19 protein-coding genes are annotated in these 23,281 nt (G+C 68.0%); 6 read left to right on the top strand and 13 right to left on the bottom strand.

Going from position 1 to position 23,281, the window contains the following annotated elements:
* Positions 1-46: 46 nt before the first annotated feature.
* From mprF to AC1RPL_RS05770, 3 genes are all read right to left on the bottom strand, one after another.
* Positions 47-2,614, bottom strand: coding sequence for a bifunctional lysylphosphatidylglycerol flippase/synthetase MprF (gene mprF, locus AC1RPL_RS05780; RefSeq protein WP_493068299.1), 2,568 nt, complete (start codon positions 2,612-2,614; stop codon positions 47-49).
* Positions 2,614-3,039 (bottom strand): DUF2147 domain-containing protein, encoded by a 426-nt coding sequence (locus AC1RPL_RS05775; RefSeq protein WP_493068298.1) that lies wholly within the window; start codon positions 3,037-3,039, stop codon positions 2,614-2,616. Before AC1RPL_RS05775 ends, mprF begins: the two co-directional genes overlap by 1 nt.
* 74 nt (positions 3,040-3,113) lie before the next feature.
* Positions 3,114-3,842, bottom strand: a complete 729-nt coding sequence (locus AC1RPL_RS05770) for an AcvB/VirJ family lysyl-phosphatidylglycerol hydrolase (RefSeq protein ID WP_493068297.1) — start codon at positions 3,840-3,842, stop codon at positions 3,114-3,116.
* Positions 3,843-3,960: 118 nt separating this feature from the next.
* Between AC1RPL_RS05770 and AC1RPL_RS05765 the strand changes: the two genes are divergently transcribed.
* From AC1RPL_RS05765 to AC1RPL_RS05755, 3 genes are read left to right on the top strand one after another with little or no spacing between them, the layout of a single operon-like run.
* Positions 3,961-4,428: a PDZ domain-containing protein gene (locus tag AC1RPL_RS05765; protein ID WP_493068296.1), complete on the top strand. Its 468-nt coding sequence runs from the start codon at positions 3,961-3,963 to the stop codon at positions 4,426-4,428.
* Positions 4,397-5,080: a winged helix-turn-helix domain-containing protein gene (locus tag AC1RPL_RS05760; RefSeq protein WP_493068295.1), complete on the top strand. Its 684-nt coding sequence runs from the start codon at positions 4,397-4,399 to the stop codon at positions 5,078-5,080. The genes AC1RPL_RS05765 and AC1RPL_RS05760 overlap by 32 nt, the downstream gene beginning before the upstream one ends.
* A gap of 1 nt (position 5,081) precedes the next feature.
* Positions 5,082-6,443: a sensor histidine kinase gene (locus tag AC1RPL_RS05755; RefSeq protein WP_493068294.1), complete on the top strand. Its 1,362-nt coding sequence runs from the start codon at positions 5,082-5,084 to the stop codon at positions 6,441-6,443.
* Positions 6,444-6,479: 36 nt separating this feature from the next.
* Here AC1RPL_RS05755 and AC1RPL_RS05750 read toward each other — a convergent pair whose 3' ends face one another.
* From AC1RPL_RS05750 to AC1RPL_RS05725, 6 genes are all read right to left on the bottom strand, one after another.
* Positions 6,480-6,824 carry a hypothetical protein gene (locus AC1RPL_RS05750; protein ID WP_493068293.1) on the bottom strand — a complete coding sequence of 115 codons (345 nt, stop codon included), beginning with the start codon at positions 6,822-6,824 and terminating at the stop codon, positions 6,480-6,482.
* Positions 6,821-10,144, bottom strand: a complete 3,324-nt coding sequence (locus tag AC1RPL_RS05745; RefSeq protein ID WP_493068292.1) for a glycosyltransferase — start codon at positions 10,142-10,144, stop codon at positions 6,821-6,823. The genes AC1RPL_RS05750 and AC1RPL_RS05745 overlap by 4 nt, the downstream gene beginning before the upstream one ends.
* A 315-nt stretch (positions 10,145-10,459) precedes the next feature.
* Positions 10,460-10,588, bottom strand: coding sequence for a hypothetical protein (locus AC1RPL_RS05740; RefSeq protein ID WP_493068291.1), 129 nt, complete (start codon positions 10,586-10,588; stop codon positions 10,460-10,462).
* An 85-nt stretch (positions 10,589-10,673) separates the two neighbouring features.
* Positions 10,674-12,062 carry a PepSY-associated TM helix domain-containing protein gene (locus AC1RPL_RS05735; RefSeq protein WP_493068290.1) on the bottom strand — a complete coding sequence of 463 codons (1,389 nt, stop codon included), beginning with the start codon at positions 12,060-12,062 and terminating at the stop codon, positions 10,674-10,676.
* Positions 12,059-14,341, bottom strand: coding sequence for a TonB-dependent receptor (locus AC1RPL_RS05730; protein ID WP_493068289.1), 2,283 nt, complete (start codon positions 14,339-14,341; stop codon positions 12,059-12,061). The genes AC1RPL_RS05735 and AC1RPL_RS05730 overlap by 4 nt, the downstream gene beginning before the upstream one ends.
* Positions 14,342-14,372: 31 nt before the next feature.
* On the bottom strand, positions 14,373-14,777 hold the full coding sequence (locus AC1RPL_RS05725; RefSeq protein ID WP_493068288.1) for a DUF2946 family protein: 405 nt from the start codon (positions 14,775-14,777) through the stop codon (positions 14,373-14,375).
* 271 nt (positions 14,778-15,048) lie between these two features.
* On the opposite strand from AC1RPL_RS05725, the gene AC1RPL_RS05720 reads away from it, so the two are divergent.
* Positions 15,049-15,540: an asparaginase domain-containing protein gene (locus AC1RPL_RS05720; protein WP_493068287.1), complete on the top strand. Its 492-nt coding sequence runs from the start codon at positions 15,049-15,051 to the stop codon at positions 15,538-15,540.
* Positions 15,541-15,756: 216 nt separating this feature from the next.
* Here AC1RPL_RS05720 and hutU read toward each other — a convergent pair whose 3' ends face one another.
* Genes hutU through hutI form a run of 4 tightly spaced genes read right to left on the bottom strand, consistent with a single transcriptional unit; the run spans position 15,757 to position 20,916 of the window.
* On the bottom strand, positions 15,757-17,412 hold the full coding sequence (gene hutU / locus AC1RPL_RS05715; RefSeq protein WP_493068286.1) for a urocanate hydratase: 1,656 nt from the start codon (positions 17,410-17,412) through the stop codon (positions 15,757-15,759).
* Complete coding sequence (gene hutG / locus AC1RPL_RS05710; protein WP_493068285.1) at positions 17,409-18,206, bottom strand: N-formylglutamate deformylase; 798 nt, start codon at positions 18,204-18,206, stop codon at positions 17,409-17,411. Before hutG ends, hutU begins: the two co-directional genes overlap by 4 nt.
* Positions 18,203-19,732 carry a histidine ammonia-lyase gene (gene hutH / locus AC1RPL_RS05705; RefSeq protein WP_493068284.1) on the bottom strand — a complete coding sequence of 510 codons (1,530 nt, stop codon included), beginning with the start codon at positions 19,730-19,732 and terminating at the stop codon, positions 18,203-18,205. The genes hutG and hutH overlap by 4 nt, the downstream gene beginning before the upstream one ends.
* Positions 19,729-20,916: an imidazolonepropionase gene (hutI, locus tag AC1RPL_RS05700; protein ID WP_493068283.1), complete on the bottom strand. Its 1,188-nt coding sequence runs from the start codon at positions 20,914-20,916 to the stop codon at positions 19,729-19,731. Before hutI ends, hutH begins: the two co-directional genes overlap by 4 nt.
* A 170-nt stretch (positions 20,917-21,086) precedes the next feature.
* On the opposite strand from hutI, the gene AC1RPL_RS05695 reads away from it, so the two are divergent.
* Together AC1RPL_RS05695 and hutC are read left to right on the top strand one after the other, a co-directional pair.
* Positions 21,087-22,424, top strand: a complete 1,338-nt coding sequence (locus tag AC1RPL_RS05695) for a formimidoylglutamate deiminase (RefSeq protein WP_493068282.1) — start codon at positions 21,087-21,089, stop codon at positions 22,422-22,424.
* The gene (gene hutC, locus AC1RPL_RS05690; protein WP_493068281.1) at positions 22,421-23,113 is read left to right on the top strand and encodes a histidine utilization transcriptional repressor HutC; all 693 of its coding nucleotides are present in this window, start codon (positions 22,421-22,423) and stop codon (positions 23,111-23,113) included. Before AC1RPL_RS05695 ends, hutC begins: the two co-directional genes overlap by 4 nt.
* Positions 23,114-23,281 lie beyond the last annotated feature (168 nt).

Here is a 23,281-nt window from a genome sequence, read left to right as displayed (position 1 = left end):
GCTCTTGGCTCTGGCTCCCGGCTTTCGCCGGGATGACGGTTACAAGCTAGGCCACCAGCTTGAGCTTGCCACGCCGCGCCGCGCTGCGCGAACCGCCGCCCACAAGCGTCTGCAAGTCGATCATCCCGCGCGCCAGGCCCAGGCCCGGCGGCGCCGCGATGTAGCGCGGGGTCCAGACCGGCGAGAATTTGTCCTTGTAGGCGCGCAGCCCTTCGAAGCCGTAGAACGCGTCGCCGTGGCGATAGAGCAGCGCCCCGATCCGCGCCCAGATCGGCGCGAGGCGGCGGGATTCGATCCCCGATAGTGGCGCCATGCCCAGGTTGAACCAGCGATAGCCCTGGTCGCGGCCCCATTGCATCAGCTGGACGAAAAGATAGTCCATCGTGCCATAGGGCATCTCGGCCAGGTGCCGCATCAGGTCGACCGACAGCTCCTCGCGATTCTCCGTCGCCCAGACATTGGCGAAGGCGACGATCTGGCCATGCTGGCGCACCACCGCGCAATCGAAGCGGCCGATATAGGCGGGGTCGAAGCGGCCGACCGAAAAGGCCTTCTCGCTATTGCCCTTGTCGCGCAGCCAGGCGTCCGAGATGCCGCGGAGGACAGGCATGATCAAGGACACTGCGGCGGCAGGGACGATCTCGAAACTGGCGCCTTCGCGCGCGGCGCGGCGCTCCGAATGGCGAAGCGAGCGCTTCTCCGGCCCTTCCATCGTGAAGCCGGGCAGGGCGACGCGCGCTTCCTCGCCATATTTGACGAGCTGGAGGCCGAGGTCGATCGCGATCGGCAGGCTCTCGGTGGAGATCTGGTAGAGGAGCAGGCGGCCCTGCGCGGCGTCGGCCATCTCGCGGATCCGCCAGAGCAGATCGCCCCATTCCTCGCGCGGGCCCACCGGATCGCCCATCACGATCCAGCTCTGCCCCTGCACCTGGTACATCAGCAGCGTCTCGCCGCTCGGCGAGCGCAGGAAGCGCTTGTCGCCGGCATAAGCGAGCATCGCATCGGTGCGGTTGGCGTGCGCGAGGGCGGTGCGCGGCATCTCGGTATCGGGCGCGTTCTCCTCGCGCCTGGGCTGGGCATAGCCGAACCACTGGGTGACGGCGACGCAGGTCAGTGCCACGGCGGTGGCGAAGCTGGCGCGCAGGAAGCGCGAGGCGTCGCCGCGCCAGGCGAACTCCCACCAGAGATCGTCCTGATAGGGTATGTGCTTGAAGGCGAAGAAGCCGATCCAGGTCGCCAGCGCCACGGCCACCGCCACCGACAGCAGGGCGCGCCCGGTGAGCGCGCTGGTCAGCGCGGTCTTGCGGTAGAAGGCGGTGCGCGAGAGCTGGAGCAGCCCGGCGATCACCAGCAGGATCGCGGCTTCCTCATAGTCCACGCCCTTGACCAGCGAGAACAGCGCGCCGGCGAGCAGCAGCGTGCGGCAGAGGTGGAAGGCTGCATCGAGCCGGCGGTAGAGCGCCGGGGCGATCAGCAGCAGCGCGGTGCCGGCCAGGCTGGCGGCGATGTGCGAAGCCTCGACAAAGGGCAGCGGCGCGAAGGCGTGGAGCACGCGCAGGCGGGCCGGGATCGCCGGCAGCGAGCCGGAGACGAGCAGCACGATGCCGCCGACAAAGACGAGCGCGGCCAGGAAGGTCGGCGCGAGCCCGTGCATCGCGAGGCCGGCGGCACGGATCGCGGCGAGCGGCTTCCGGAGCTGGCGGCGCTCGTGCACTGCCAGCAGCGCGCCTGCCACCAGCAGGGGCAGGACGTAGTAGATCAGTCGGTAGAGGATCAGCGCCGCCAGGATCTGCGACGGATCGGCGCTCGGCAGGGCGGCAAGCATCACCGCTTCGAACACGCCGACGCCGCCGGGGACATGCGTCACCAGCGCAGCGATGATCGCCAGGGCATAGCCGAGGAAGAAGGCCGGAAAGGCGTGCAGCCCGGCACCCGGCACCAGGATCAGCAGCGCGGCGCTGGCCAGCGCGAGGTCGATCGCCGAGGTCGCGATCATGCCGATCGCCTGGGGGAGGGTGGGCAGGCGGAAATGCCAGCGCCGGAGCTTCAACGCGCGCGGGCGTCCTCGCAGCAGCGCGAGCACCGCCAGAGTCACGCCCAGCACCGCGATCCCGAGCGCGTGCTGCGCACCCGCCGGGATCGTCAGTCCGGCCAGTTCCAGAGCGCCATGGTGCAGCGCCAGCGCGGCACCGGCCATCACCACCACGCCCGACCAGAAGGTCATGCTTGCGGTGGTGACCACCTTGACGATCTCGGGCGTGTCTAGCCCGGCGGCATGATAGACGCGGTAGCGCGCCGATCCGCCGGTGAGCAGTGCGAAGCCGAGATTGTGGCTGAGCGTGTAGCTCGTGAACGACGCCAGAGCGGCGGTGCGATAGGGCAGCGGCCGGCCGATGATGCGCAGCGCCAGGACGTCGTAGAGCGTGAGCATCAGATAGCTGCCCATGGTCAGTGCCAGCGCGCCGGCGATCTGCCACCCGCTGATCGCGTGGAAGGCATGGCGCACGTCGCGCCAATGCACTTCGTGGAGCAGCCCGCGCAGCGCGGCAAAGGCCAGCGCGAGGATCGCGACCACGGCGCCGATTTGCAGCGCGGCTTTGGGCGCGCGGCGCATCAGCCGCGCTGCCAGACCTGCGACTTGCAGACCCAGCCGCCCAGGATGCACCCGCTGATCTTCAGGCTGTTCGGGCCCTGCTGCTCGATCTTCGAATAGAAGGTGCGCCCCATGTCCGGGACATAGACCTGGCCCTGCCACTTGCCGCTGCCGATCGGATGATAGTCCTGGAGCAGTTCGGTGCCGATCAGCTTCTGGACGCCGCTTTCCTTGGCGTCCTGCTGCGCCTGGGGATTGGCCCAGACCACGAAGCCGCAGAGCTTGTCGCCGCACGCGCGCGTCTGCACCTTCACGGTGCCGCGCGGATTGACCCAGATGCCCATGACGCCGGCCGCAGCCGCGACGGGCGCCTGCGCCGAGGCCTGGACCGCGCCGAGCAGCATGGTGCCCAGGCCGATGCCGGCCAGGATCTTGCCGAAACGCATGGAAATCTCCCTCAAACTCGCTCTCTCATGGAGCCCTTTGCCCGCGCGGGCCTGTCGGGCGGGTGGTCGCAACCCTAAATTTTGGTAATGTTGGCGATCGCCCCGCGAAGCGCGCGGTAGAGCGCGTCGGCGTCGCGGTGGAGGTTGTGCCCGCCCGGCAGCGCCACGCGGCGCATGTTGGGCTGGGTGAGCGCCGGGCACAGGCTGTCCTTCTCCTCGGCGCCCTGCACGCACAGCGCCGGTACCCAGGTCAGCTGGCGGGCGGTGGGCAGCGCTGTCGTGTCGGGCCTGGCCCAGTCGAACAGCTCGGACGGGGACGCGCGATAGAAGACCGTGTCGGTGGGCACGACCAGCTCGACGAGCTTCACCTTGGCGCGCAGCTCCGCGGGCAGTCCGGTCAGCCCGACATGCATCATGTCCGCGCCGAAGGACTGGCCGATCAGCACCAGCCGGTCGGCGTGACCAAAGGCCAGCGCGCGGCGCGCCGCATCGGCAATCAGCGCCTGGATCTCGGCGGGGGTGCGCTGCTGGCGGAAATAGGCGAGCGAGCTGACGCCGACCACGGGCATGCCGTCCGCGGCGAAGCGTGCCGCAATCTGCGGACCCATGCCGATCTTGAAGCCCATGTCACCCGAGACCAGCACAACCGCCAGGCCCTTGGCCGCGGGCGGCGTCGGCCTGGTCGGGGGCACGTCATAATAGACCGGCCCGCCGAAATAGCCGATATAGCCCAGGAAGCCGGTGAACCCGGCAAGCGCCAGCGCCAGCACGGCGAGCGTTATCCTGATCGTACGGCGGCGCATGTAGGAACTCCTGCAAGATGCGCTTGCTCTAGGACGCCGAGCCTCGCCGGGCGGTTGCCGGATCATGACCAAAGCTTAACGTGACTTGCCCAGGGCTTGCGGGCATCTCCACCCTGCAATGACCAGCAGCGACATCCAGGACGGCGCCACCGCGAAGGTAAGCGCCGCGCGCGGACCCGACGGGTTCGTGATGATCCTTGTCCTGTCCTTCGCGCTCAGTGCCATGGTGATCCTGGGCTGGGCGTGGCGATCGGGGATCAACCACGTCTTCTCCGCGCAGAGCGGCGCCAGCCTCTTCCCCGGCTTCACCGCCGAGCAGGGCAGCGGCGCCGCGCATGGCCTGGTCGTGACCAGCCTGCGCTCGGGCAGCGAGGCGGCGCAGGACGGAATGGAAGTGGGCGATGCGATCGTCGCGATCGACGGCCGCGCCACGGACTCGCTCGATCAGGCCCGCCATTACCTCCGCGAAGACCATCAGCCGGCACTAACGCTCGACTTGGTGCACCAAAAGCAGCTACGCCATCTCAGGCTCTTGCGAAGTGCGAGTGGAGACAATGGGGCACAAGCTGCTGCTGGTGGAGGATGACGAACCCACCGCCGCCTATATTTCCAAGGGAATGAGCGAAGAGGGGTTCACCGTCGATCGCGCCGATAATGGCCGCGACGGCCTGTTTCTCGCCAGTGACGGCAGTTACGACGCGATCGTTCTCGATCGCATGCTGCCCGGCATGGACGGCATGGCCGTGCTCGGCGCGCTGCGGGCCGCCAAGATCGAGACGCCCGTCATCATCCTCTCCGCGCTCGGCACGCCCGACGACCGGATCAGCGGCCTCACTTCGGGTGCCGACGATTACCTCGTGAAGCCCTTTGCCTTTGCCGAACTGCTCGCCCGCGTCCGCCTGCTCCTGCGCAAGCGCGGCGCCGCCGAGGGCGCGGTGACCAAGCTCGGTATTGGCGACCTCGAGATGGATCTGCTCTCGCGCCGGGTGAAGCGCGGCGAACGCATCGTCGACCTGCAGCCGCGCGAATTCCGCCTGCTCGAATATTTCCTGCGCCACCCCGACCAGGTGATCACCCGCACCATGCTGCTCGAAGGCGTGTGGGATTATCATTTCGATCCTGGAACGAACGTGATCGACGTCCATATCAGCCGGCTTCGCAAGAAGCTGGACGATGGCGGCGATCCGATCCTGCACACGATCCGCGGCGCCGGCTATCGCCTCGGCCCGGCGGCGTGAGATGACGCTACGCTGGGGGCAGGTGCTGCGCTCGGTCACCGCGCGGTTCGTGATCGTCGCCTTCCTGGTGCAGCTGACCGTCACCGGCGGCATCCTGCTGTTCGTCCAGCAATCGAGCGAGAGCGCGCTTGCCGCGGAGCAGAAGGCGCTGGTCGCCGATCTGCGCGAGGATCTGGTCTCCGCCTGGCGTGCCGGCGGCGATGCGGCGCTGCGCCGGATCATCGATGTCCGCCTGCAACAGGCGCATGGCAGTCCGCCGGTGATCCTGCTCGCCACCGCGAGCGAGGACCCGATCCGCGGTAACCTGGGCGACTGGCCGACAGTGATCCCGGCGGAGACCGACTGGCGCGCGATCGAGCTCTACCGCACCGGCAGCGACCGCGCCGAGTTGATGGGTGTCGCCTCCACCACGCTGCCCAATGGCGAGCGCCTGCTCGCCGGCCATGTCATCACCGCGAGCCTGCGCCTCGCGCGGGTGAACGAGGAGGCGACCACCGCGGCCCTGGTGATCGGCGTGATCTTTGCGCTGCTGAGCGCATTGCTGATCGGCCGTGTCCTCTCCAACCAGATCCAGGGCGTAGTGACGACGGCGCGGGATGTCGGCGAGGGGCGGCTGGGCCGCCGCGTACCGACTGACGGCAGCGGCGACGCCTTCGATGCGCTGGGCCAATCGGTCAATGCGATGCTCGATCGGATCGAGGCGCTAGTCTCGCAGCTGCGCATGATGACCGACGGGCTGGCGCACGACCTCAAGTCACCGGTCACGCGCATCAAGGTCGTGCTCGAGCGCGCGATCCTCGAGACCGAGGACGAGACGGCGCTTGGCGCGCTGGAGCGCGTATCGAGCGAGGCGGAGACGCTGCTCGGCATGCTCTCCACCGCCTTGCTGATCAGCCGGGCCGAGGCGGGGATCGGCCGCGACCGCTTCGTCGATACCGATATCGCCGCGCTGCTCGAGGATCTGGGCGAAGTCTATGGTCCGCTGGCCGAGGATCGCGGCTTCGAGATCGCAGTCGAGGCCGAGCCGGGCCTGCACGCGCTGCTCCACCGCGAGCTGATCGGCCAGGCCTTGGGCAATCTCATCGAGAACGCCACGAAATATGCGGAAGGCGGGGGGCACATCACCGTGCGTGCCGCGCGCGAGAATGGCGGGATCGCGCTGTCCGTGGCGGATGACGGGCCGGGTATCCCCGAGGCGCGCCGCGAGGAAGCGATGCGGCGGTTCGGGCGGCTCGATCCGGCGCGGCACGTCACCGGATCGGGGCTGGGGCTGTCGCTGGTGGAGGCAGTGGCGCGGCTGCACCAGGGGAGCTTCGTGCTGGAGGATAATGCGCCGGGTTTGAGGGCGGTGATCCGGTTCTGAATTCCCTCTACCGCTTTGCGGGAGAGGGAAGGAGGGTTACACCGCCACCGCATAGGTGATCACCAGTGCCACCAGCGTCATCAGCGACATCGCTGTGATGAAGGTCACGTCGGCGATCCGCTCCAGCCCGTGCAGCCGCGCATTTGGCCCGGTGCGCAGCGCGAAATAGCTCGTCAGTGTCGCGATCAGGAACAACACCGCGTCGAGCGCCAGCATGTCGTCAGCCAGCGTGTTGGTGCGGCGCACCGCGATCACCACACGCAATATGCCGATTGCAGTGAGGCATACGCCGACCATCGCCGCGGCGATCGGGCAGATCATCCGGCACGCCCGCTCGTCGAGCATGTGCTGGACGGCCGGCTCGTGCCGGGCCACCTTCATGCAGACGCCGCCTGTGTCTCCACCCGCCCGCTGCGCTCCAGCTTGCCCCAGCCGACCCAGGGGCCGCGCAGCGCATTGGCGACGGCGCGCAGCACCACCCAGTACATCAGCTGGCGATAGACGAAGCGCTGGGCGAGCAGCAGCAGTCCTGGATAGCGCTTCTCGCGCGCCTCCAGCCGATAGGCGACCCAGCCGCACAGGAAGTCGATGCTGGTGAAGGCGATCCAGTAGATGCCCATCCGGATCACGTCGCTCTCGGTCTGCGCCCAGCCATGCTGGTAGACGCGCAGCGCCGTTCCGGCGATCGAGAGGAGCAGCGCCAGGTCGATCAGCGGCGAGATCATCGCGAAACCGATCTGGAATACCCAGGCCTGGGGCACACCGACCAATGCGAGGCCGGCGGGCTTGCGGGTGCGCAGGATCGCGCGGTGCTTCCACAGGCATTGCAGCGTGCCGAACGCCCAGCGGAAGCGCTGCTTGGCGAGCGCGCCGAAGCTCTCGGGTGCCTCGGTCCAGGCGACGGCATCGATGTCATAGCCGACGCGCCAGCCCTTGCGCTGGATCGCGATGGTCAGGTCCTGGTCCTCGGCCAGCGTGTCGACCGGATAGCCGCCGACTTCGTCCAGCGCCGCCTTGCGCCATGCACCGACCGCGCCGGGGACGACCATGATCGCATCGAGGCTGGCGAGCGCGCGGCGCTCGAGATTCTGCGAGGTGACGTACTCGACCGCCTGCCAGCGGGTGACCAGGTTGAAGCGGTTGCCAACCTTGGCGTTGCCGGCGATCGCGCCGATCTCTTCGTCCTCGAACCAGCGGGCGAGGCGGGCGATGGTCAGCGGCTCGAACTGGGTATCGGCGTCGAGCGCGATGACGATGTCGCCCTTGGCAAGCTTCAGCCCCTGGTTGAGCGCGCGCGCCTTGCCGCCATTCTCCAGCGTCAGCAGCTTGACCCGCGGCTCGTCGGCAAAGGCGGCGCGCACCACATCGCTGGTGCCGTCCTTCGATCCGTCGTCGAGCACGATCACTTCGACATTCACCTGCTCGCTGGCGAGCACGCGGTGGATCGAGCTCTCGATCACGCGCGCCTCGTTATAGGCGGGGATCAGCACCGAGACGAATCGGCCCGGATCGATCGCCGGGGCGATTTGCCTGTTCTTCCTGCGGTTGCCGTTCACCGCCAGCGCGGCGAGGACGAGCGCCCGGGCGATGCCCAGCGCAATCGCGACGAAGAACAGCCACTTCAGCGCGAAGCCGAATGCGGCGGCGACCAGGAAGATGCCGACATCGGTCCGCACCGCGGCCAGGTCGGCGCCCTGCACTTCGGGCATCACCTGGTCGCGGCTGAGGCCGGCGAGCTGCGAGACGGGGACAAACTGATAGCCCTTGGCGCGCAGGCCATCGATGATCCGCGGCAGCGCCGCGATCGTCTGCGAACGATCCCCGCCGCCGTCGTGGAGCAGGATGATCTGTCCCGACTGGTCGGCATTGCCGGCTTCGACTTCGCGAAGGGTGGTGTTGACGATCTCATCCACGCCCGGACGCTGCCAGTCGTTGGGGTCCACGTGCAGCCCTACATTGGTATAGCCCGCGCGCTGGGCGGTGAGGGCGGGGATCAACTCGTCCGCGGTGGTCGGCTCGGCGTCTCCGAAATAGGGCGCGCGGAACAGGCGGACCGAGCGGCCGGTATAGGCCTCGATCAGCCGCTGGGTGGCGTTCAGCTCCATCCGCGTGCCGCGCGCCGAGGCCAGCGCCAGGTTCGGGTGGGTGAAGGTGTGGCTGCCCACTTCATTGCCCTCGGCCACGACACGGCGGACGAGGAAGGGCTCCTCCATCGCATTCTCGCCGATCATGAAGAAGGTGCCGGTGGCGTGCTTCGCCTTGAGGATATCGAGGATCTTTGGCGTCCAGTCGGCATCGGGCCCGTCGTCGAAGGTAAGCGCGACCTTGCCGGGCATATAGCCGGTGCGGGTGACGACATAGGGAGTGGGGAGCGACTGGAATTGCTCGTCGACGATCAGGCCGTTGGGGTTCTGGGTGATCGTGCGCGCGCCGGTGCTCGGCGTGCTGGTGATGCGCAGGATCTCGCCCGATCCCTCGACATCGACATCGCCCACCGCCTCGATGCGGCGCAGGTCGGGGATCTTGCCCGAATGCGCGGCGGCCAATGCGGGCCAGAAGTTCGAGTCCTCCGAACCGAGACGCCACAGCGCGACACCACCTACACCCTTGATGTTGGCGGCGCGCAGCTGGTTCCAGGCGGTGGCGGCGTCGGCCATCCACACGGTGTGCTCGGTGCCATTCTCTTCGTATGCGAAGCTCTGGTTGCCGCTCGCCTTGTCGAAGGTGACGGTGGCGTCGCTGTCATGTGCGATCAGCCAGGCTTCTTCGATCGAGATCGGGTCGGCCTTGCCGGGAGCGGTCCAATTGTATCCGTAGTTGGCGATGCCGACGATCAGCTTGTCGGCCGGCACCTGCTTCAGCGCGGCGTTCATCTGCTGGACGAACCAGGCCTGGCTGGCGATCGGGCCGGCGCCGGTGGCGGGCGCGTGCTCGTCATAGTCCATCAGGATGACCTTGTCGGACACGGCGGCATAGGCCTTCATGTTCCAGTCGTCGTCCTGGGCGGGCACGGTGACGGCGATGCTCAGCTTTGCCGCGGCGAAGCGGGTGTGGGCATCGCGCAGCAGCGCCAGATAGTCGCGCTGGGAAGCGGTCGGCAGCTCCTCGAAATCGAACACCGCGCCGTCCGCCTTGCGCGCGACCAGGGTGCGCTGGAGATCGTCGAGGAACGCCGCGCGCACCTTGGGGTCGTGGAGCAGCGCGGCGGCGCCGGCGCTGTCCCAATTGTCGCCGGTGGCGTTCTGCACCATCGGCAGCACCTTCGGGCGCCTGGTGGCGCCGGCGATGATCGCGTCGAACTTCACGTCGGGCGCTACGGCGATGCGGTGCTGCGGTCCCGTCACGGTGTAGAGCGAAGGTACGACCCAATCGAGATCGTTGACGTGGCGGCGCAGCGCCGCGCCGCTGGCATCGTCCCATGGCACATAGAAGCCGACGGCGAGCGGCGCGGCCGATGCGCGGCCATTGCCATGCGGCAGCCAGGACGCGAAGCTGTGGCGCAGCCGGTTGGCCTGCTGCTTGAGCGAGCGCGGCTGGGGATGCTCCATCGACATGGCGAGCGGGCCGGGGGTGGGGACCCGCACCAGCGTCATCGCAAAGGCGCCCGCGGCGAGCACCACCGCCAGGATCAGCGCGAAGAAGGCCCGCATCGTCCAGCGGTTACGCTTGCCGCTCGCATCGAAGAAGATCGGACGTTCCATCGCCATTGTGCCCTGTAATGTCGAGAATGGGTGCGGCGCCCGGCCCGAGGAGTGCGGAGGGGCCGGACGCCGCTGGTTTGTCAGCCCAAGAACGCTGAGTCGGGCCGGCCTGTTTCCTCTAGCCGCGCCAGCCCTTCCCGGACCTGCCCGGCAGATTAAAATCCTGTCATGTGGCCGAGCCCAGCCCACAAGAAAGCGGCCGGCGCGCCAGGGGGCGGAGCGCGCCGGCCGCTATTTGCGGGTGCGGGATAAAGAGGGAGACCCGCACCCGTCGACATCGCCCGAAACGGGGAGGGCGACGCCGAAAGCGGGAGATCAGAAACCGGTGAACCTGGCAGCCACCGGCTTGTGCGCGAGGCGAGCGTCCGCGGTCGTCCAGGCCGCCGTGCCGGTCACCAGGGTGGCGATTGCCAGCAGGGTGAGCGTGAAGCGGCGGTTGAGCATTTCGGATACTCCTGTCTCGCGATCACTTCGGCGACCGCGAGGCAAGCAATAGGCTCCGCAAGATATCGCAGGGCTGGCCGTCAGGTTACATTTTGGACATGCGAAGCCCGAGCCAGTGCGCCGCCCCCGGAGCAAGGCGTCGCGTCACGGCTTCGAACGTCGCGGCAATCGCCAAGGTGATTCCGAAAAGCGGCAGCAGCAGTCCGAGCAGCAAGGTCGTGCCGACCAGCGCCCAGCTGTGCCGCAGCGGGTCCTTCGCCACCGGTGCGCCAAGCGTGCCCTCGGGCCGGCGGCGCCACCACAGCACCACGCTCGACACCGCCAGCGTCACCAGGCCGAGCAGCACGAGCAGGTTCACCAGCTGGTTGAGCAGCCCGAGCCAGGCGCCCTCGTGGACTGCCACGCCGAAGCCCACCGCCCGGTCGATCCAGTGGCGGTCGCCATAGCCCTGCGAGCCGATCACTACGCCGTCATCGCCGATCTCGACCGAGACGCGGCGGGTGCGGTCCTCGGCCTGGGACTGTACGAGCCAGCGGGCGCCTGCCCTGGTCGGCGGGCTGACTTCGGCCGGGGCGGCGAGGCCGAGCGTCATCGCCTTGGCCACCACCCGGTCGAGCGCGGGGCCCGTGGGGGCGACATGCGCCATGGTCATCCCGTGATGCTCGGCATGCTCGTCCAACATCGCGCGGACGCCCTTGTCGAGATAGGCGCGTGCCTTGGCGTCGGACTCGGATCCTGCCGACCAGTCCTGCCGCATCGCCGCCGTGCCGGTGACGACACGGACCTGCTTGAGATAATCGCCCCAGTTCTTCGCCCAGGGCAGGCCCGATGCGATCAGGAACACTGCGCCGATCGACACCCACAGCCCAGTCACCGCATGCATGTCGCGCCAGAACACCCGCTTGCCGCCGCCGAACCGCGGCCACAGGATGCCGCCCAGCCCCTTGCCGGAGCGTCCGCGCGGCCACCACAGGAACAGGCCGGTCAGGATCATCACGATCGTCCAGCAGGCGGCGATCTCGACCAGCGCCGACCCCCATTTGCCCGCGAGCAGCTCGCCGTGCAGGCGGAAGATAACGCGCATGAAGCGGTCTTCCTCGACCACCGCCTTGAGCACTTGGCCGGTCTGGGGATGCACCCAGACCCGTGTTTCCTCCGCGCCTGCGCCGACCAGCAGCTGCACCGCGTCGTCACTCGCCTCGGGCAGCACATATTTGTGCAGCACCGACCCTGGCACCGCACGCGTCCCCGCCGCGACGATCTTCTCGGGCGCCAGCATCGGCACGCCCGGTGCGGCGACATGCGTGTAGGGCGCGTAGAGCCAGCCTTCGATCTGCGGCTTGAACAGATAGATGCCGCCGGTCACCGACAGCCACAGGATGAAGGGTACGCAGAAGATGCCGGCATAGAAATGCCAGCGCCACACCGCGCGGAACCAGCGCTCGTGGCGGACGAGGGCAAGGCTGTCGCTCACAGCGTCCACCCCGCCTCGACCAGGAAGCTGCGCTGCGGATAGGGGTGATAGACCCAGGCGCGGTTATTGGTGATGTTGTCCACGCCGGCGCTGAGCCGCAGATTGTCGGTCATCTTCCAGTTCACCTTGGCATCGAGCGCGAACAGTTCGGAGGTATAGCCGAACGTATCGCCGCGCTGTGTCCCGAACAGGTCGGTATTGGGCCGCGTCGCATAGCGCATGCCGATCGAGGCGAGCGCCCGCGGGGTCACCGCGTAGCGCAGATTGGCGTTCAATCGCCAGCGCGGGATGCGCGGGAACTGCACGCCCTCGGCCAGCGGCGCCGCATCGTTGCGCACCGTCTTGGAATCGATCCAGGCGAGGTTCGCATCCAGATCGAGACCGCGCACGCCGACATCGCGTGCCTCGGCGATCAGCTCCAGCCCATATTGCCGCGTCACGTCGATATTCTTGAAGGTCGAAGTGGTGATCCCGTTCTGGTTGAACCCGACGAACGAGAAGATCGTGTCGTCCACCCGCTGCCAGAAGGCCGACCCGGTCAGCTTCACGCGGCCGAAGTCCTGCGCCACCAGCAGGTTCGCATCGCGCGAGCGCTCGGGTCTAAGGTTCGGATCGAAGCTGTTCGCGTTGAAGCTGCCATCGCCGTTCAGGCTGCCCTGGAACAGCTCGCCCACCGTCGGGAAGCGTGTCGCTTCCGCCAGGCTCAGCTGCACGCTGGTCGCCCCGCCATGCCATTCGAGCGAGGCTTTGGGATCGAAAGCCGTGTCGCCCCGGGCCGCGTAGCGGTTGGTCACCGGCGCGCCGCCCGTGCCGACCCGGCCAAGCCCGCCATCGAACGCGCGCCAGCTCTCAAACCGCGCGCCCAGCGTGAACACAAGCGCATCTGCATGCAGCCGCCCTTCGGCCCAACCGGCGAGCAGCCGGGTCTTGCCGAAGGTGCGGGTGGCGAAGGCTCCGCCATCATCCGCGCGCCAATGCGGCAGCGCATAGTTGGTGAGGTCGGTCTGGTAGAGATTGGCGCTCGCCCCGGCAGCGAGGTCGAACGGACCCGTCTTCGCATCCACCGAGAGCTCGCCGGTGTACCAACCGGTCGGTCCCTGGCGCGCTAGCGTGCCTGCGCCGTCAGCGGCGCCCGCCGCATAACCGCTTGAGGTGAAGCCATCCGATCGCGCGACCTGATAGGTCGAGAGGTTGAGCTTCGCGGTCACGTCCGGCGCGATTGGCGCGGCGATCTTGCCGCCGGCAAGGAATTCGTCGCGTACCGTCCGCGACCAGTTGGCGCCATTGGCAAGCCAGGCCCTGCCCAGCGTCGTCACCGTGCCACCGCAGACCGGCGCGCCCGCGGCATTGCGGAGATAGCAATCCGGCGCGGTCTGGTCGTCGAGGTTATGCCACCAGGCGAACACCATCTCGCCGGTCACGCCCGAGGCACCGTCATAGCCGATGCGCAACTTGGCCTGGTCCTGGGTGGTCGCGGCAGGGCTCTGCGCGGCAAAGATCGGGTTGGTCGCATTGCCGGGCGCGTTGGGGATCGCCTGGCCGGGATCGACGATCGCTCCGGTCACCGGCGTGCCGACCGCGCCTGCAGGGGCAGGCGTCAGCCCGTACCAGCTCATTGGCTGGCCGGTGTTGCGAAAGTGCCGACCGGAGAGCCGAGCCGACCACGGCCCATCCTTCTGCCGCCAGCCGAGCCCCGCCTCGCCCGACCACCCCCAATAGGTCGCGTGCGTGCCATATTGATCGAACGGTTCGGCCAGTCCCTGCACGGTGACAAAGGCTTCGGTCTTGTCCGGCGAGCGGGTGGTGATGTTGACGATCCCGCCCATCGAATTGCCGCTGTAGCGCGCCGAATACGGGCCATAGACAATATCGAACTGCTCGACTTCGCCCGGTCCGACCACGCCCCATTTGGGCGCGAAGGCGAACGAATTGCCGAGAAAGTTCGACACGACGAACCCATCGACCATCACCAGTGCGCGGGCGCTCTGCATCGAGTGGGTGCCGCGGAAACCGGGCACGCCGTTGGAGTCCCCTGCATAGCGTTTGCGCACGAAGAAATCGGGCGCGTATTTCATCAGATCCTCGACATTCTGGGCATTCACGCCGGCGAATTGTTCGTCGCCCAGGCTCACCGAGAGCCCGCGCGGATCGATGCTGATCGGCGCGTCCTTCTGGCCGACCACGAGGATGGAAGGTTCGTCCGTCTCCTGCGCCAGGGCAGGGGCGGCAATGCATAGAAGCGGCAGCGCACAGAGGTGCGCGCGGCGATATCGGGACATGGGAATTCACCTGAACGAGGAAAGATGCGGTTCAGGTGCGGGAAGGTGGTCCCTGGGAAGGTGGCCGGGTAAAGGCCCGGCGCCGCGGCGCGGGCTGCACGACCGGCGCGAAGCCGAGCGCAAGCAGGAAGAGGAACGCGGCGAGCAAAAGCACCGGATCGGCGCCGCCGGTCATCGCGTGGCTCAGCGCGGCATAGGCGCAGCCGCCGTCCTGCTTATTGCCGCCAGGCGCCGTGGCGTGGTCGGGATCCATCGGCACGTCGATGGTCATCGTCGCCGGGCCGTTGCCGTCGCAGATCGCCATGGTCAGCGTCTTGCCGGCGGTCTGGCCGAGCATATAGCCGGCGGGCACCAGCGCCTTCACCGCCAGCGCCGCGGCGATCAGCCACAATGCCAGCCAGCGATGCTCCTTGAGGAAGGCGCGCCAGGTTCCCACACTCGCGGGCTAGCCGATCGGAGCGGGCGGGTCACGTCCGTAATCGCCCGGCGGGGCTGGGCATTTTGTCTCATGCCCAAGGCCACCCCTGCCAACGGCCGTCCTTACCAGTCGTCATCCCCGCGAATTCGGGGATCCAGAGCAGGGAAAAGCCGCCCGGGCAGAGTGACCCTGGATTCCCGCCTTTGCGGGGATGACGCAGAGGAGAAGCGGGGGCGGACGGGGGAGGGCGGTGCTTTCCCCAGACTGCCATCGGGCGTAAGGGCCGCGCATGACTCAGCAACCGATCCTCGTGCTCACCACTGGCGGCACGATCGACAAGCAATATTTCGACGCCTCGAGCAAATACACGATCGTCGGCACGATAATGTCGCGGCTGCTCGAGATCGGGCGCGTCCTGCACCCCTTCGAGATCGAGGAAGTGATGCGCAAGGACAGCCTGGAGATGGACGATAGCGACCGCGCGACGATCGCCGAGCGCGCTGCTGCCTCCAGCGCCACCCGCATCGTCATCACCCACGGCACCGATACGATGACCGAGACCGCCAAGGCGCTTGCCGGAATCGCGGGCAAGACGATCGTGCTGGTCGGCGCGCTTGCCCCGGCGCGCTTCGCCGAGAGCGATGCGCCGTTCAACCTGGGCATGGCCTTCGCCACCGTCCAGGTCGCGCCGCCGGGCGTCTACATCACGATGAACGGGACGGTTTTCGAAGCCGGCAAGGTGGTGAAGGATCGCGAGGCCGGCCGGTTCGTGGAGATTTGAGGGCGGGCCGAACACCCATCCAGCCGTCACCCTGGACTTGTTTCAGGTCCAACTCTCCACAAGCGGTATCCCTCGCGGCGCCTTGGATGCTGAAACGCGTTCAGCATGACAAGGGAGGGTGGTGGCGACGCCCTCCTGCGATTCAGGCGTTCAAGAGGCGGGCCGAGTTGCAATCGGCCCGCCTCCATCCCTTCCGCTTCTGGAAGGGAAGACTGCCTACAAGATACCGGGCAAGTTGAGCCTCTTCTCACGCGCACAGTCCAAGGCCTCGACGTAGCCGGCGTCCGCATGCCGCATCACGCCCGTCGCGGGATCGTTCCACAGCACGCGTTCCAGCCGCTTTGCCGCCTCGGGCGTGCCGTCCGCGACGATCACCATGCCGGCATGCTGCGAATAACCCATTCCGACGCCGCCGCCGTGATGGAGCGACACCCAGGTCGCGCCGCTGGCGGTGTTGAGCAGGGCGTTGAGCAGCGGCCAGTCGGACACGGCGTCCGATCCGTCCTGCATCGCCTCGGTCTCGCGATTGGGGCTGGCGACCGAACCGCTGTCGAGATGGTCGCGGCCGATCACGATCGGCGCCTTGAGCTCGCCCGACGCCACCATCTCGTTGAAGGCGAGCCCCAGCCGGTGGCGGTCGCCCAGGCCCACCCAGCAGATGCGCGCGGGCAGGCCCTGGAAGTGGATGCGCTCGGCCGCCATGTCTAGCCAGTTGTGGAGATGGACGTTGTCGGGCAGCAGCTCCTTCACCTTGGCATCGGTCTTGGCGATGTCCTCGGGGTCTCCGGAGAGCGCGACCCAGCGGAACGGGCCGATCCCCCGGCAGAAGAGCGGGCGGATATAGGCGGGGACGAAGCCGGGAAAGTCAAAGGCATTCGCCACGCCTTCGTCGAGCGCCATCTGGCGGATGTTGTTGCCGTAATCGACCGTAGGCACGCCCGCCGCCTGGAAGTCGAGCATCGCCTTCACGTGGATCGCCATCGAAGCCTTGGCCGCCTTGGCCACGCCTTCGGGGTCGCGCTCGCGGGCGGAGAGCCATGCGTCGACGGTCCAGCCGGCGGGGAGATAGCCGTTGACCGGGTCGTGCGCCGAAGTCTGGTCGGTGAGCAGGTCGGGGCGGATGCCGCGGGCGAACATCTCCGGTAGCAGCTCGGCCGCATTGCCGAGCAGGCCGACCGAGACGGGCTTGGCGGCGCCCTGGAGGATCGCCAGCGCCTCGTCGATCGTCTCGGCCTTGTGGTCGAGATAGCCGGTGCGCAGCCGCATCTCGATCCGGCTCGGCTGGCACTCGATCGCAAGGCAGGAGGCGCCCGCCATCACCGCCGCGAGCGGCTGCGCGCCGCCCATGCCGCCCAGGCCCGCGGTAAGCAGCCAGCGGCCCTTCAGGTCGCCGCCATAATGCTGGCGGCCCATCTCGGCGAAGGTCTCGTAGGTGCCCTGGACGATGCCCTGGGTGCCTATATAGATCCACGAGCCGGCGGTCATCTGGCCGTACATCGCCAGGCCCTTGCGATCCAGTTCGTTGAAATGCTCCCAGGTCGCCCAGTGGGGGACGAGGTTGGAGTTGGCGAGGAGGACGCGCGGCGCGTTCTCGTGGGTGCGGAACACGCCGACCGGCTTGCCCGACTGGATCAGCAGCGTCTCGTCCGCCTCGAGTTTTTGGAGAGCTTCGACGATCTTGTCATAGCTCTCCCAGTCGCGCGCCGCGCGGCCGATGCCGCCATAGACGACCAGCTCCTCGGGCCGCTCGGCGACATCGGGATGGAGGTTGTTCATCAGCATGCGCAGCGGCGCTTCGGTGAGCCAGCTCTTGGCGGTCAGCTGTGGGCCGGTGGCGGGCTTGATGATGCGGCTATTGTCGAGGCGAGTCATTCCGGGGCTCCGGCGAAGGTCAGGCAGGCGGTGAGGACATTGGTGAGCGCGGCGCGCATCGCGGCGGCGCGGGCTTCGTCATAGGGCGTCGGCCAATGCGCCTCGTCGAAGCTGGCGGGCTCGTCGATATAGCCGCGGCAGGCCAACTCCATCTGGATGGCGTGGACGCCCTGTTCGGGCCGGCCATAATGCCGCGTGGTCCAGCCGCCCCGGAAGCGGCCGTCGGTCACCTGGCTCCAGGGCGTAGCGGCGCAGCCGGCCTCGACGGCGGCGGTCAGCGCGGGGGCACAGGTGCCGCCGCCATTGGTGCCGATGTTGAACTGGGGCAGCTCGCCTTCGAACAGCCGGGGGACATGGCTGCGGATCGAATGCGCGTCGTAGAGGACGACCCTGGGGTGGATCGCGCGGAGGCGGGCGATCTCGGCTTCGATTGCGGCGTGATAGGGATCGAAGAAGGTTGTTCGCCGCCGCGCGATCTCGTGGGCATCGGGGTTGCCGAGCGGCTCCCCGTCGAAGGTGGTGGTCGGGCAGAGCTCGGTCGTCGCCTGGCCCGGATATAGCGACGCGCCCGAGGGATCGCGGTTCACGTCGATCACGCTGCGGGAGATGCGGGTGCGGATCGTCGTTGCGCCGAGGTCATGTGCAAAGTCGTAGAGCCGGTCAATCCACCAGTCCGCGTCCTTGCGCGCCAGCCAAAGGCAGGGGAAATCGATCTCCGGCGGAATGTCCGTACCGGTATGCGGAAAGGCGACGATCAGCGGCGCGGTGCCGGGGTGGATTTCGAGCCAGCTCATGCGACGCCCGGCAGCGAGATCCCCGCCGCCTCGGCCACCGCGCCAGCGCGCACGATTGCGGTCGCGGCTTCGATATCGGGGTGGAAATGCCGGTCATGGTCGAGCGTCGGCACCTCGCGCCGCAGCCGGGCGCGGACCCGCTCCAGCGCCTCGGACGAAGTCAGCCCGGCATGGAAGTCGCAGCCCTGTGCCGCCGCCAGCAGCTCGATGCCGATCACCGCGCCGGTGTTGGCCGCCATCTCGAGCAGCCGCCGGGCGCCGTGGGCGGCCATCGAGACATGGTCCTCCTGATTGGCCGAGGTCGGGATCGAGTCTACGCTTGCCGGGGTCGCGCGCTGCTTGTTCTCGGAGACGAGCGCGGCCGCCGTCACCTGGGGGATCATGAAGCCCGAATTGAGCCCCGGCTGCGGCGTGAGGAACGCGGGCAGGTTGGAGAGGGCGGGATCGACCAGCATCGCCACGCGCCGCTCGGCGATCGAGCCGATCTCGCATAGCGCCAGCGCGATCATGTCGGCGGCGAAGGCGACCGGCTCGGCGTGGAAATTGCCGCCCGACAGCGCTTCGTCGGTCTCGGGGAAGATCAGGGGGTTGTCGGAAACGCCGTTCGCCTCGGTCTCCAGCGTAGTTGCCGCTTGGCGCAGCAGGTCGAGCACCGCGCCCATCACCTGGGGCTGGCAGCGCAGGCAATAGGGGTCCTGCACGCGCGGGTCGTCATCGCGGTGCGAGGCGCGGATCGCCGAGCCGGCCATCAGCGTGCGCAATGTCTCGCCCACCGCGATCTGGCCGGGATGGCGGCGCAGCGCGTGGATGCGTGGATCGAAGGGCGCATCGGTGCCCTTGGCCGCCTCGGTCGACAGCGCACCGGTAACCAGCGCCGCCTGGAACAGCGTCTCGGTCTCGAACAGCCCGGCCAGCGCATTGGCGGTCGAGAATTGGGTGCCGTTGAGAAGCGCAAGGCCTTCCTTGGGCCCGAGTGTCACCGGGTGGAGACCTGCTTCGGCCAGTGCCTGTTCGGCCGGCAGCACGCGGCCATCGATTTCGATATGCCCGACGCCGATCATCGTCGCGGCCATATGGGCAAGCGGAGCGAGGTCGCCGCTCGCGCCCACCGATCCCTGGCACGGCACCACCGGCGCCAGTCCCTTGGCGAGCATCGCCCCGAGCAAGGCCACCGTTTCCGGATGCACACCCGATGCACCTTGCGCCAGGCTGGCGAGCTTGAGCGCCATCATCAGCCGGACGATCGGGGCAGGGGAAGGCGCGCCGGTACCCGCGGCGTGGCTGAGCACGATGTTGCGCTGGAGGGTGGCCAGATCCTCGGCCTCGATCCGCACGCTGGCAAGCTTCCCGAAGCCGGTGTTGATCCCATAGACCGGCTCGCCGCGCGCCAGGATGCGGCGCACCGCCTCCGCGCTCTCGGCGATGCGTGGGGCGGAAGCCGGATCGAGCTTCGGCATCGCGCCGCGCCAGATCGCGCGCCACTCGGCCAGCGGCACGGCGCCGGGGATCAACAGGATTTCGCTCATTGGCCCTTCCAGATGCGCGCATGGAGGGGGTTCAGCCCCATGCGATAGACAAGCTCCGCAGGCCGCTCGATGTCCCAGATCGCCAGGTCGCAGGCCTTGCCGGGTTCGATCGTGCCGATCAAATGGGAGAGTCCCAGCGCCTTGGCGGCGTTCCGGGTTACGCCGGCCAGGCATTCCTCGACGGTCAGCCGGAACAGCGTCGCGCCCATGTTCATCACGAGCAGCAGGCTGGTGAGCGGGGAGGTGCCGGGATTGCAATCGGTAGCGAGCGCAATCGGCACGTTCGCGTCGCGCAGCGCCTGGATTGGCGGCAGCCTGGTCTCGCGGACGAAGTAGAAGGCGCCGGGGAGGAGCGTGGCCACCGTGCCGGCCTTAGCCATCGCCGCGATGCCGCCATCGTCGAGATATTCGAGATGGTCGGCTGACAGCGCGCCGTACGATGCCGCCAGCGCCGCGCCCTGCTGGTTGGAGAGCTGCTCGGCATGGAGCTTCACGCGCAGGCCGTGCGCCTTGGCCGCCGCGAAGACCCGCGCGGTCTCGTCGGGCGTGAAGCCGATTCCCTCACAGAATGCGTCCACCGCATCGGCCAGGCCCGCCTTGGCCACTGCCGGGATCATCGTCTCGCACAGGAGATCGATATAACCAGAGCGGTTCTCCGCATATTCCGGCGGCAAGGCATGCGCGCCAAGAAACGTCGTCGCGATCCGTATCCGGCGCTTGCGTGCCAGTGCCTTGGCCGCGCGCAGCATCTTGCATTCGTCGTCGAGCGACAGGCCATAGCCCGACTTCACTTCGATCGTGGTGGCGCCCTCGGCGATCAGCGCGTCCAGGCGGGGCAGGGCGCTCGCCACCAGATCGGCTTCGCTGGCGGCGCGGGTGGCGAGCATCGTCGAGACGATCCCGCCGCCCGCGCGGGCGATCTCTTCATAGCTAGCACCCCGGAGGCGCAGCTCGAATTCGTGCGCGCGATCGCCCCCGTGAACCAGATGGGTGTGGCAATCGATGAGGCCCGGGGTGATCCAGCGGCCCTCGCAATCGATCGTCTCGGCGGCAGCCGGCGCTTCGCTCGCGGAACCGACCCAGGCGATCCGGCCATCCTTCGCCGCCACGGCACCGCGCTCGACGATGCCGTGGCCAGGCCCCGTCATCGTAGCGATCCGCGCATTGGTCCAGAGTCGGTCCATGCGCGCATCCTTGCCTGTGCATTATGTTATGTCTAGACATAATGAAGAATGCTGGGCCGCTTCCTTTAGCCGTCATCCCCGCGCAGGCGGGGATCCAGAGCCAAAGGGCGACGCGGCTTGTGATCCTGGATCCCCGCCAGCGCGGGGATGACGGTGTGGTGGAGGCTTGGATGGATCTCTGGTTCGAAACCGCATTGCTACCGGACGGTTGGACCGAGCGCGTCACTGTCCGCATCGTGGATGGCCGGATCACCGAGGTGATGCCGGGCACAGATCCAGCGAGCGCCGAGCGTCATCGCGTCGCGGTCCCTGGCCTCGGCAATGTCCATAGCCATGGTTTCCAGCGCGGCATGGCGGGCTTGAGCGAGCGCCGTGGCCGGCCCGATGACGATTTCTGGAGCTGGCGCGAGATCATGTACCGGTTCCTCGACCGGCTTGCTCCGGACGACATCGCTGCGATCACCGCCCAGGCCTATGTCGAGATGCTCGAGACCGGCTATACCCGCGTCGGCGAGTTCCATTATCTCCACAATGATATCAACGGCGTGGGGTACGCCGATCCGGCCGAGACGGCAGGCGCGATTGTGGATGCGGCGGAGCAGGCCGGCATCGGCCTGACGCTGCTGCCGGTCTTCTACGCACACAGCGATTTCGGTGGCGCCAACCCCAAGCCCGGCCAGCGGCGCTTCATCTCGGACGTCGATGGCTTCGCGAAACTGGTCGAGGCGAGCAAGGCCAAGCTCCCCGCCGACGCGGTGCTCGGCATCGCACCGCATTCGCTGCGCGCGGTCACGCCCGAGGAGTTAACGGCGGTGACCGCGTTAACCTACGGCCCGCTCCACATCCACGCCGCCGAGCAGCTCAAGGAAGTCGAGGCCTGCCTCGCCTGGAGCGGCGTCCGACCCGTGGAATGGCTGCTCGACAATGTTGGCCTGAGCGAACGCTGGACGCTGATCCACGCCACTCACCTCACCGATGCGGAGACGGACCGGCTCGCCGCCTCGGGCGCGGTCGCCGGCCTTTGTCCCGTCACCGAGGCCAATCTCGGCGACGGCATCTTTCCCGCCGAGCGCTATCTCGCGGCTGGTGGGAAGATCGCCACCGGTACCGATTCCAACATCCAGATCGACGCGGCCTATGAACTCCGCTCGATCGAATATTCGCAGCGCCTGGCCCAGCGCCGCCGGGCGATCCTCTCGCCCGAAGGCGCTTGCGTTGGCGAAAGCCTGTTCGCCGCCGCGCTCGCCGGGGCGGGGCAGGCGCTCGGCGTCACGACCGGGATTGCGCCCGGCGCGCTGGCCGATATCGTGAGCCTGAACATGGCCCATCCAAGCTTTGCCGGCGTCACGCCAGGCACTCTCCTTGATCGCTGGATCTTCGCCGGCCGCGCCGGCGCGATCGACTGCGTCTGGCGCGCGGGCAAGCTGCAAGTCGCTCGCGGAAAGCACCTCGCGAGCGAGGCTATTGATAATCATTATCACAAAATCCTGACGCGTTTGCTGGCATGACGCTCCAGGAGCGCATCCGTTCGGACATCGAGGAGCGCATCCGCTCGGGCGAACTGCGCCCGGGCGACCGCATCCCGTTCGAGCATGAGCTGGTCGCGCATTATGGCTGCGCGCGAGCGACGGTCAGCAAGGCGCTGGAGCGGCTCGCCCATGCCGGGCTTATCGAGCGCCGCCGCAAGGCCGGTTCCTTCGTGGCGCACCCGCAGGTCCATGCCGCGGTGCTGGCGGTGCCCGACCTCGCCCAGCTGATCGCGGCGCGCGGCGAGGCCTATCATTGGGAGCTCGACACGTGCCGCGTGGTCAACCGCGATGCGGATATCGAAGTCTCCGGTATCCCGGCGCCGGCGCTACTGATCGAAGGCATCCACTTCGCCGGCGGCCAGCCCTTCGCGGCGGAGCGCCGGCTGATCGCGCTCGACACCGTGCCGGTCCCGCGCGCCGATACCTTCGAGACAGAGGCCCCGGGCTCCTGGTTGCTGCACCATGTGCCGTGGACCGATGCGCGCCACCGCATCCGTGCCGTCTCGGCGAGCCGTGCGCTCGGCCAGAGGCTCAAGCTGGAACCGCACGCCGCCTGCCTCCAGGTCGAGCGCTGGACCTGGCGCACCGGCCGGGCGGTGACCTTCGTCCGCCAGACCTTCCCAGGCGATCGCTACGATCTCGTCGCCGAGTTCACGCCGGGCGGATAATATCCATCACCCGTCATGCTGAACTTGTTTCGGCATCCAGCGCGCCTCAGGCGATAGCATCCGTGGAGAGTTGAACCCTGAAACAAGTTCAGGGTGACGATGGATTGGTGGTGGAACATTAGCGCCAATACGGGGCCTTTCCCTTTTCGCCGAGTTCGATAGGCTGGC

The organism is Sphingomonas sp. GW821-FHT12D09 (assembly GCF_058807215.1).
This window is presented reverse-complemented; position numbering and strand designations above follow the sequence as displayed.

Excerpts from the sequence above, each read along its gene's own strand:
- AC1RPL_RS05730 (WP_493068289.1), bottom strand. The coding sequence starts at position 14,341 with ATGTCCCGATATCGCCGCGCGCACCTCTGTGCGCTGCCGCTTCTATGC.
- hutU (WP_493068286.1), bottom strand. The coding sequence starts at position 17,412 with ATGACTCGCCTCGACAATAGCCGCATCATCAAGCCCGCCACCGGCCCA.
- AC1RPL_RS05760 (WP_493068295.1), top strand. The coding sequence starts at position 4,397 with ATGGGGCACAAGCTGCTGCTGGTGGAGGATGACGAACCCACCGCCGCC.
- AC1RPL_RS05755 (WP_493068294.1), top strand. The coding sequence starts at position 5,082 with ATGACGCTACGCTGGGGGCAGGTGCTGCGCTCGGTCACCGCGCGGTTC.
- hutC (WP_493068281.1), top strand. The coding sequence starts at position 22,421 with ATGACGCTCCAGGAGCGCATCCGTTCGGACATCGAGGAGCGCATCCGC.
- AC1RPL_RS05740 (WP_493068291.1), bottom strand. The coding sequence starts at position 10,588 with ATGCTCAACCGCCGCTTCACGCTCACCCTGCTGGCAATCGCCACCCTG.
- hutI (WP_493068283.1), bottom strand. The coding sequence starts at position 20,916 with ATGGACCGACTCTGGACCAATGCGCGGATCGCTACGATGACGGGGCCT.
- AC1RPL_RS05720 (WP_493068287.1), top strand. The coding sequence starts at position 15,049 with ATGACTCAGCAACCGATCCTCGTGCTCACCACTGGCGGCACGATCGAC.
- hutG (WP_493068285.1), bottom strand. The coding sequence starts at position 18,206 with ATGAGCTGGCTCGAAATCCACCCCGGCACCGCGCCGCTGATCGTCGCC.
- AC1RPL_RS05770 (WP_493068297.1), bottom strand. The coding sequence starts at position 3,842 with ATGCGCCGCCGTACGATCAGGATAACGCTCGCCGTGCTGGCGCTGGCG.
- AC1RPL_RS05750 (WP_493068293.1), bottom strand. The coding sequence starts at position 6,824 with ATGAAGGTGGCCCGGCACGAGCCGGCCGTCCAGCACATGCTCGACGAG.
- hutH (WP_493068284.1), bottom strand. The coding sequence starts at position 19,732 with ATGAGCGAAATCCTGTTGATCCCCGGCGCCGTGCCGCTGGCCGAGTGG.
- AC1RPL_RS05745 (WP_493068292.1), bottom strand. The coding sequence starts at position 10,144 with ATGGAACGTCCGATCTTCTTCGATGCGAGCGGCAAGCGTAACCGCTGG.
- mprF (WP_493068299.1), bottom strand. The coding sequence starts at position 2,614 with ATGCGCCGCGCGCCCAAAGCCGCGCTGCAAATCGGCGCCGTGGTCGCG.
- AC1RPL_RS05775 (WP_493068298.1), bottom strand. The coding sequence starts at position 3,039 with ATGCGTTTCGGCAAGATCCTGGCCGGCATCGGCCTGGGCACCATGCTG.
- AC1RPL_RS05695 (WP_493068282.1), top strand. The coding sequence starts at position 21,087 with ATGGATCTCTGGTTCGAAACCGCATTGCTACCGGACGGTTGGACCGAG.
- AC1RPL_RS05765 (WP_493068296.1), top strand. The coding sequence starts at position 3,961 with ATGACCAGCAGCGACATCCAGGACGGCGCCACCGCGAAGGTAAGCGCC.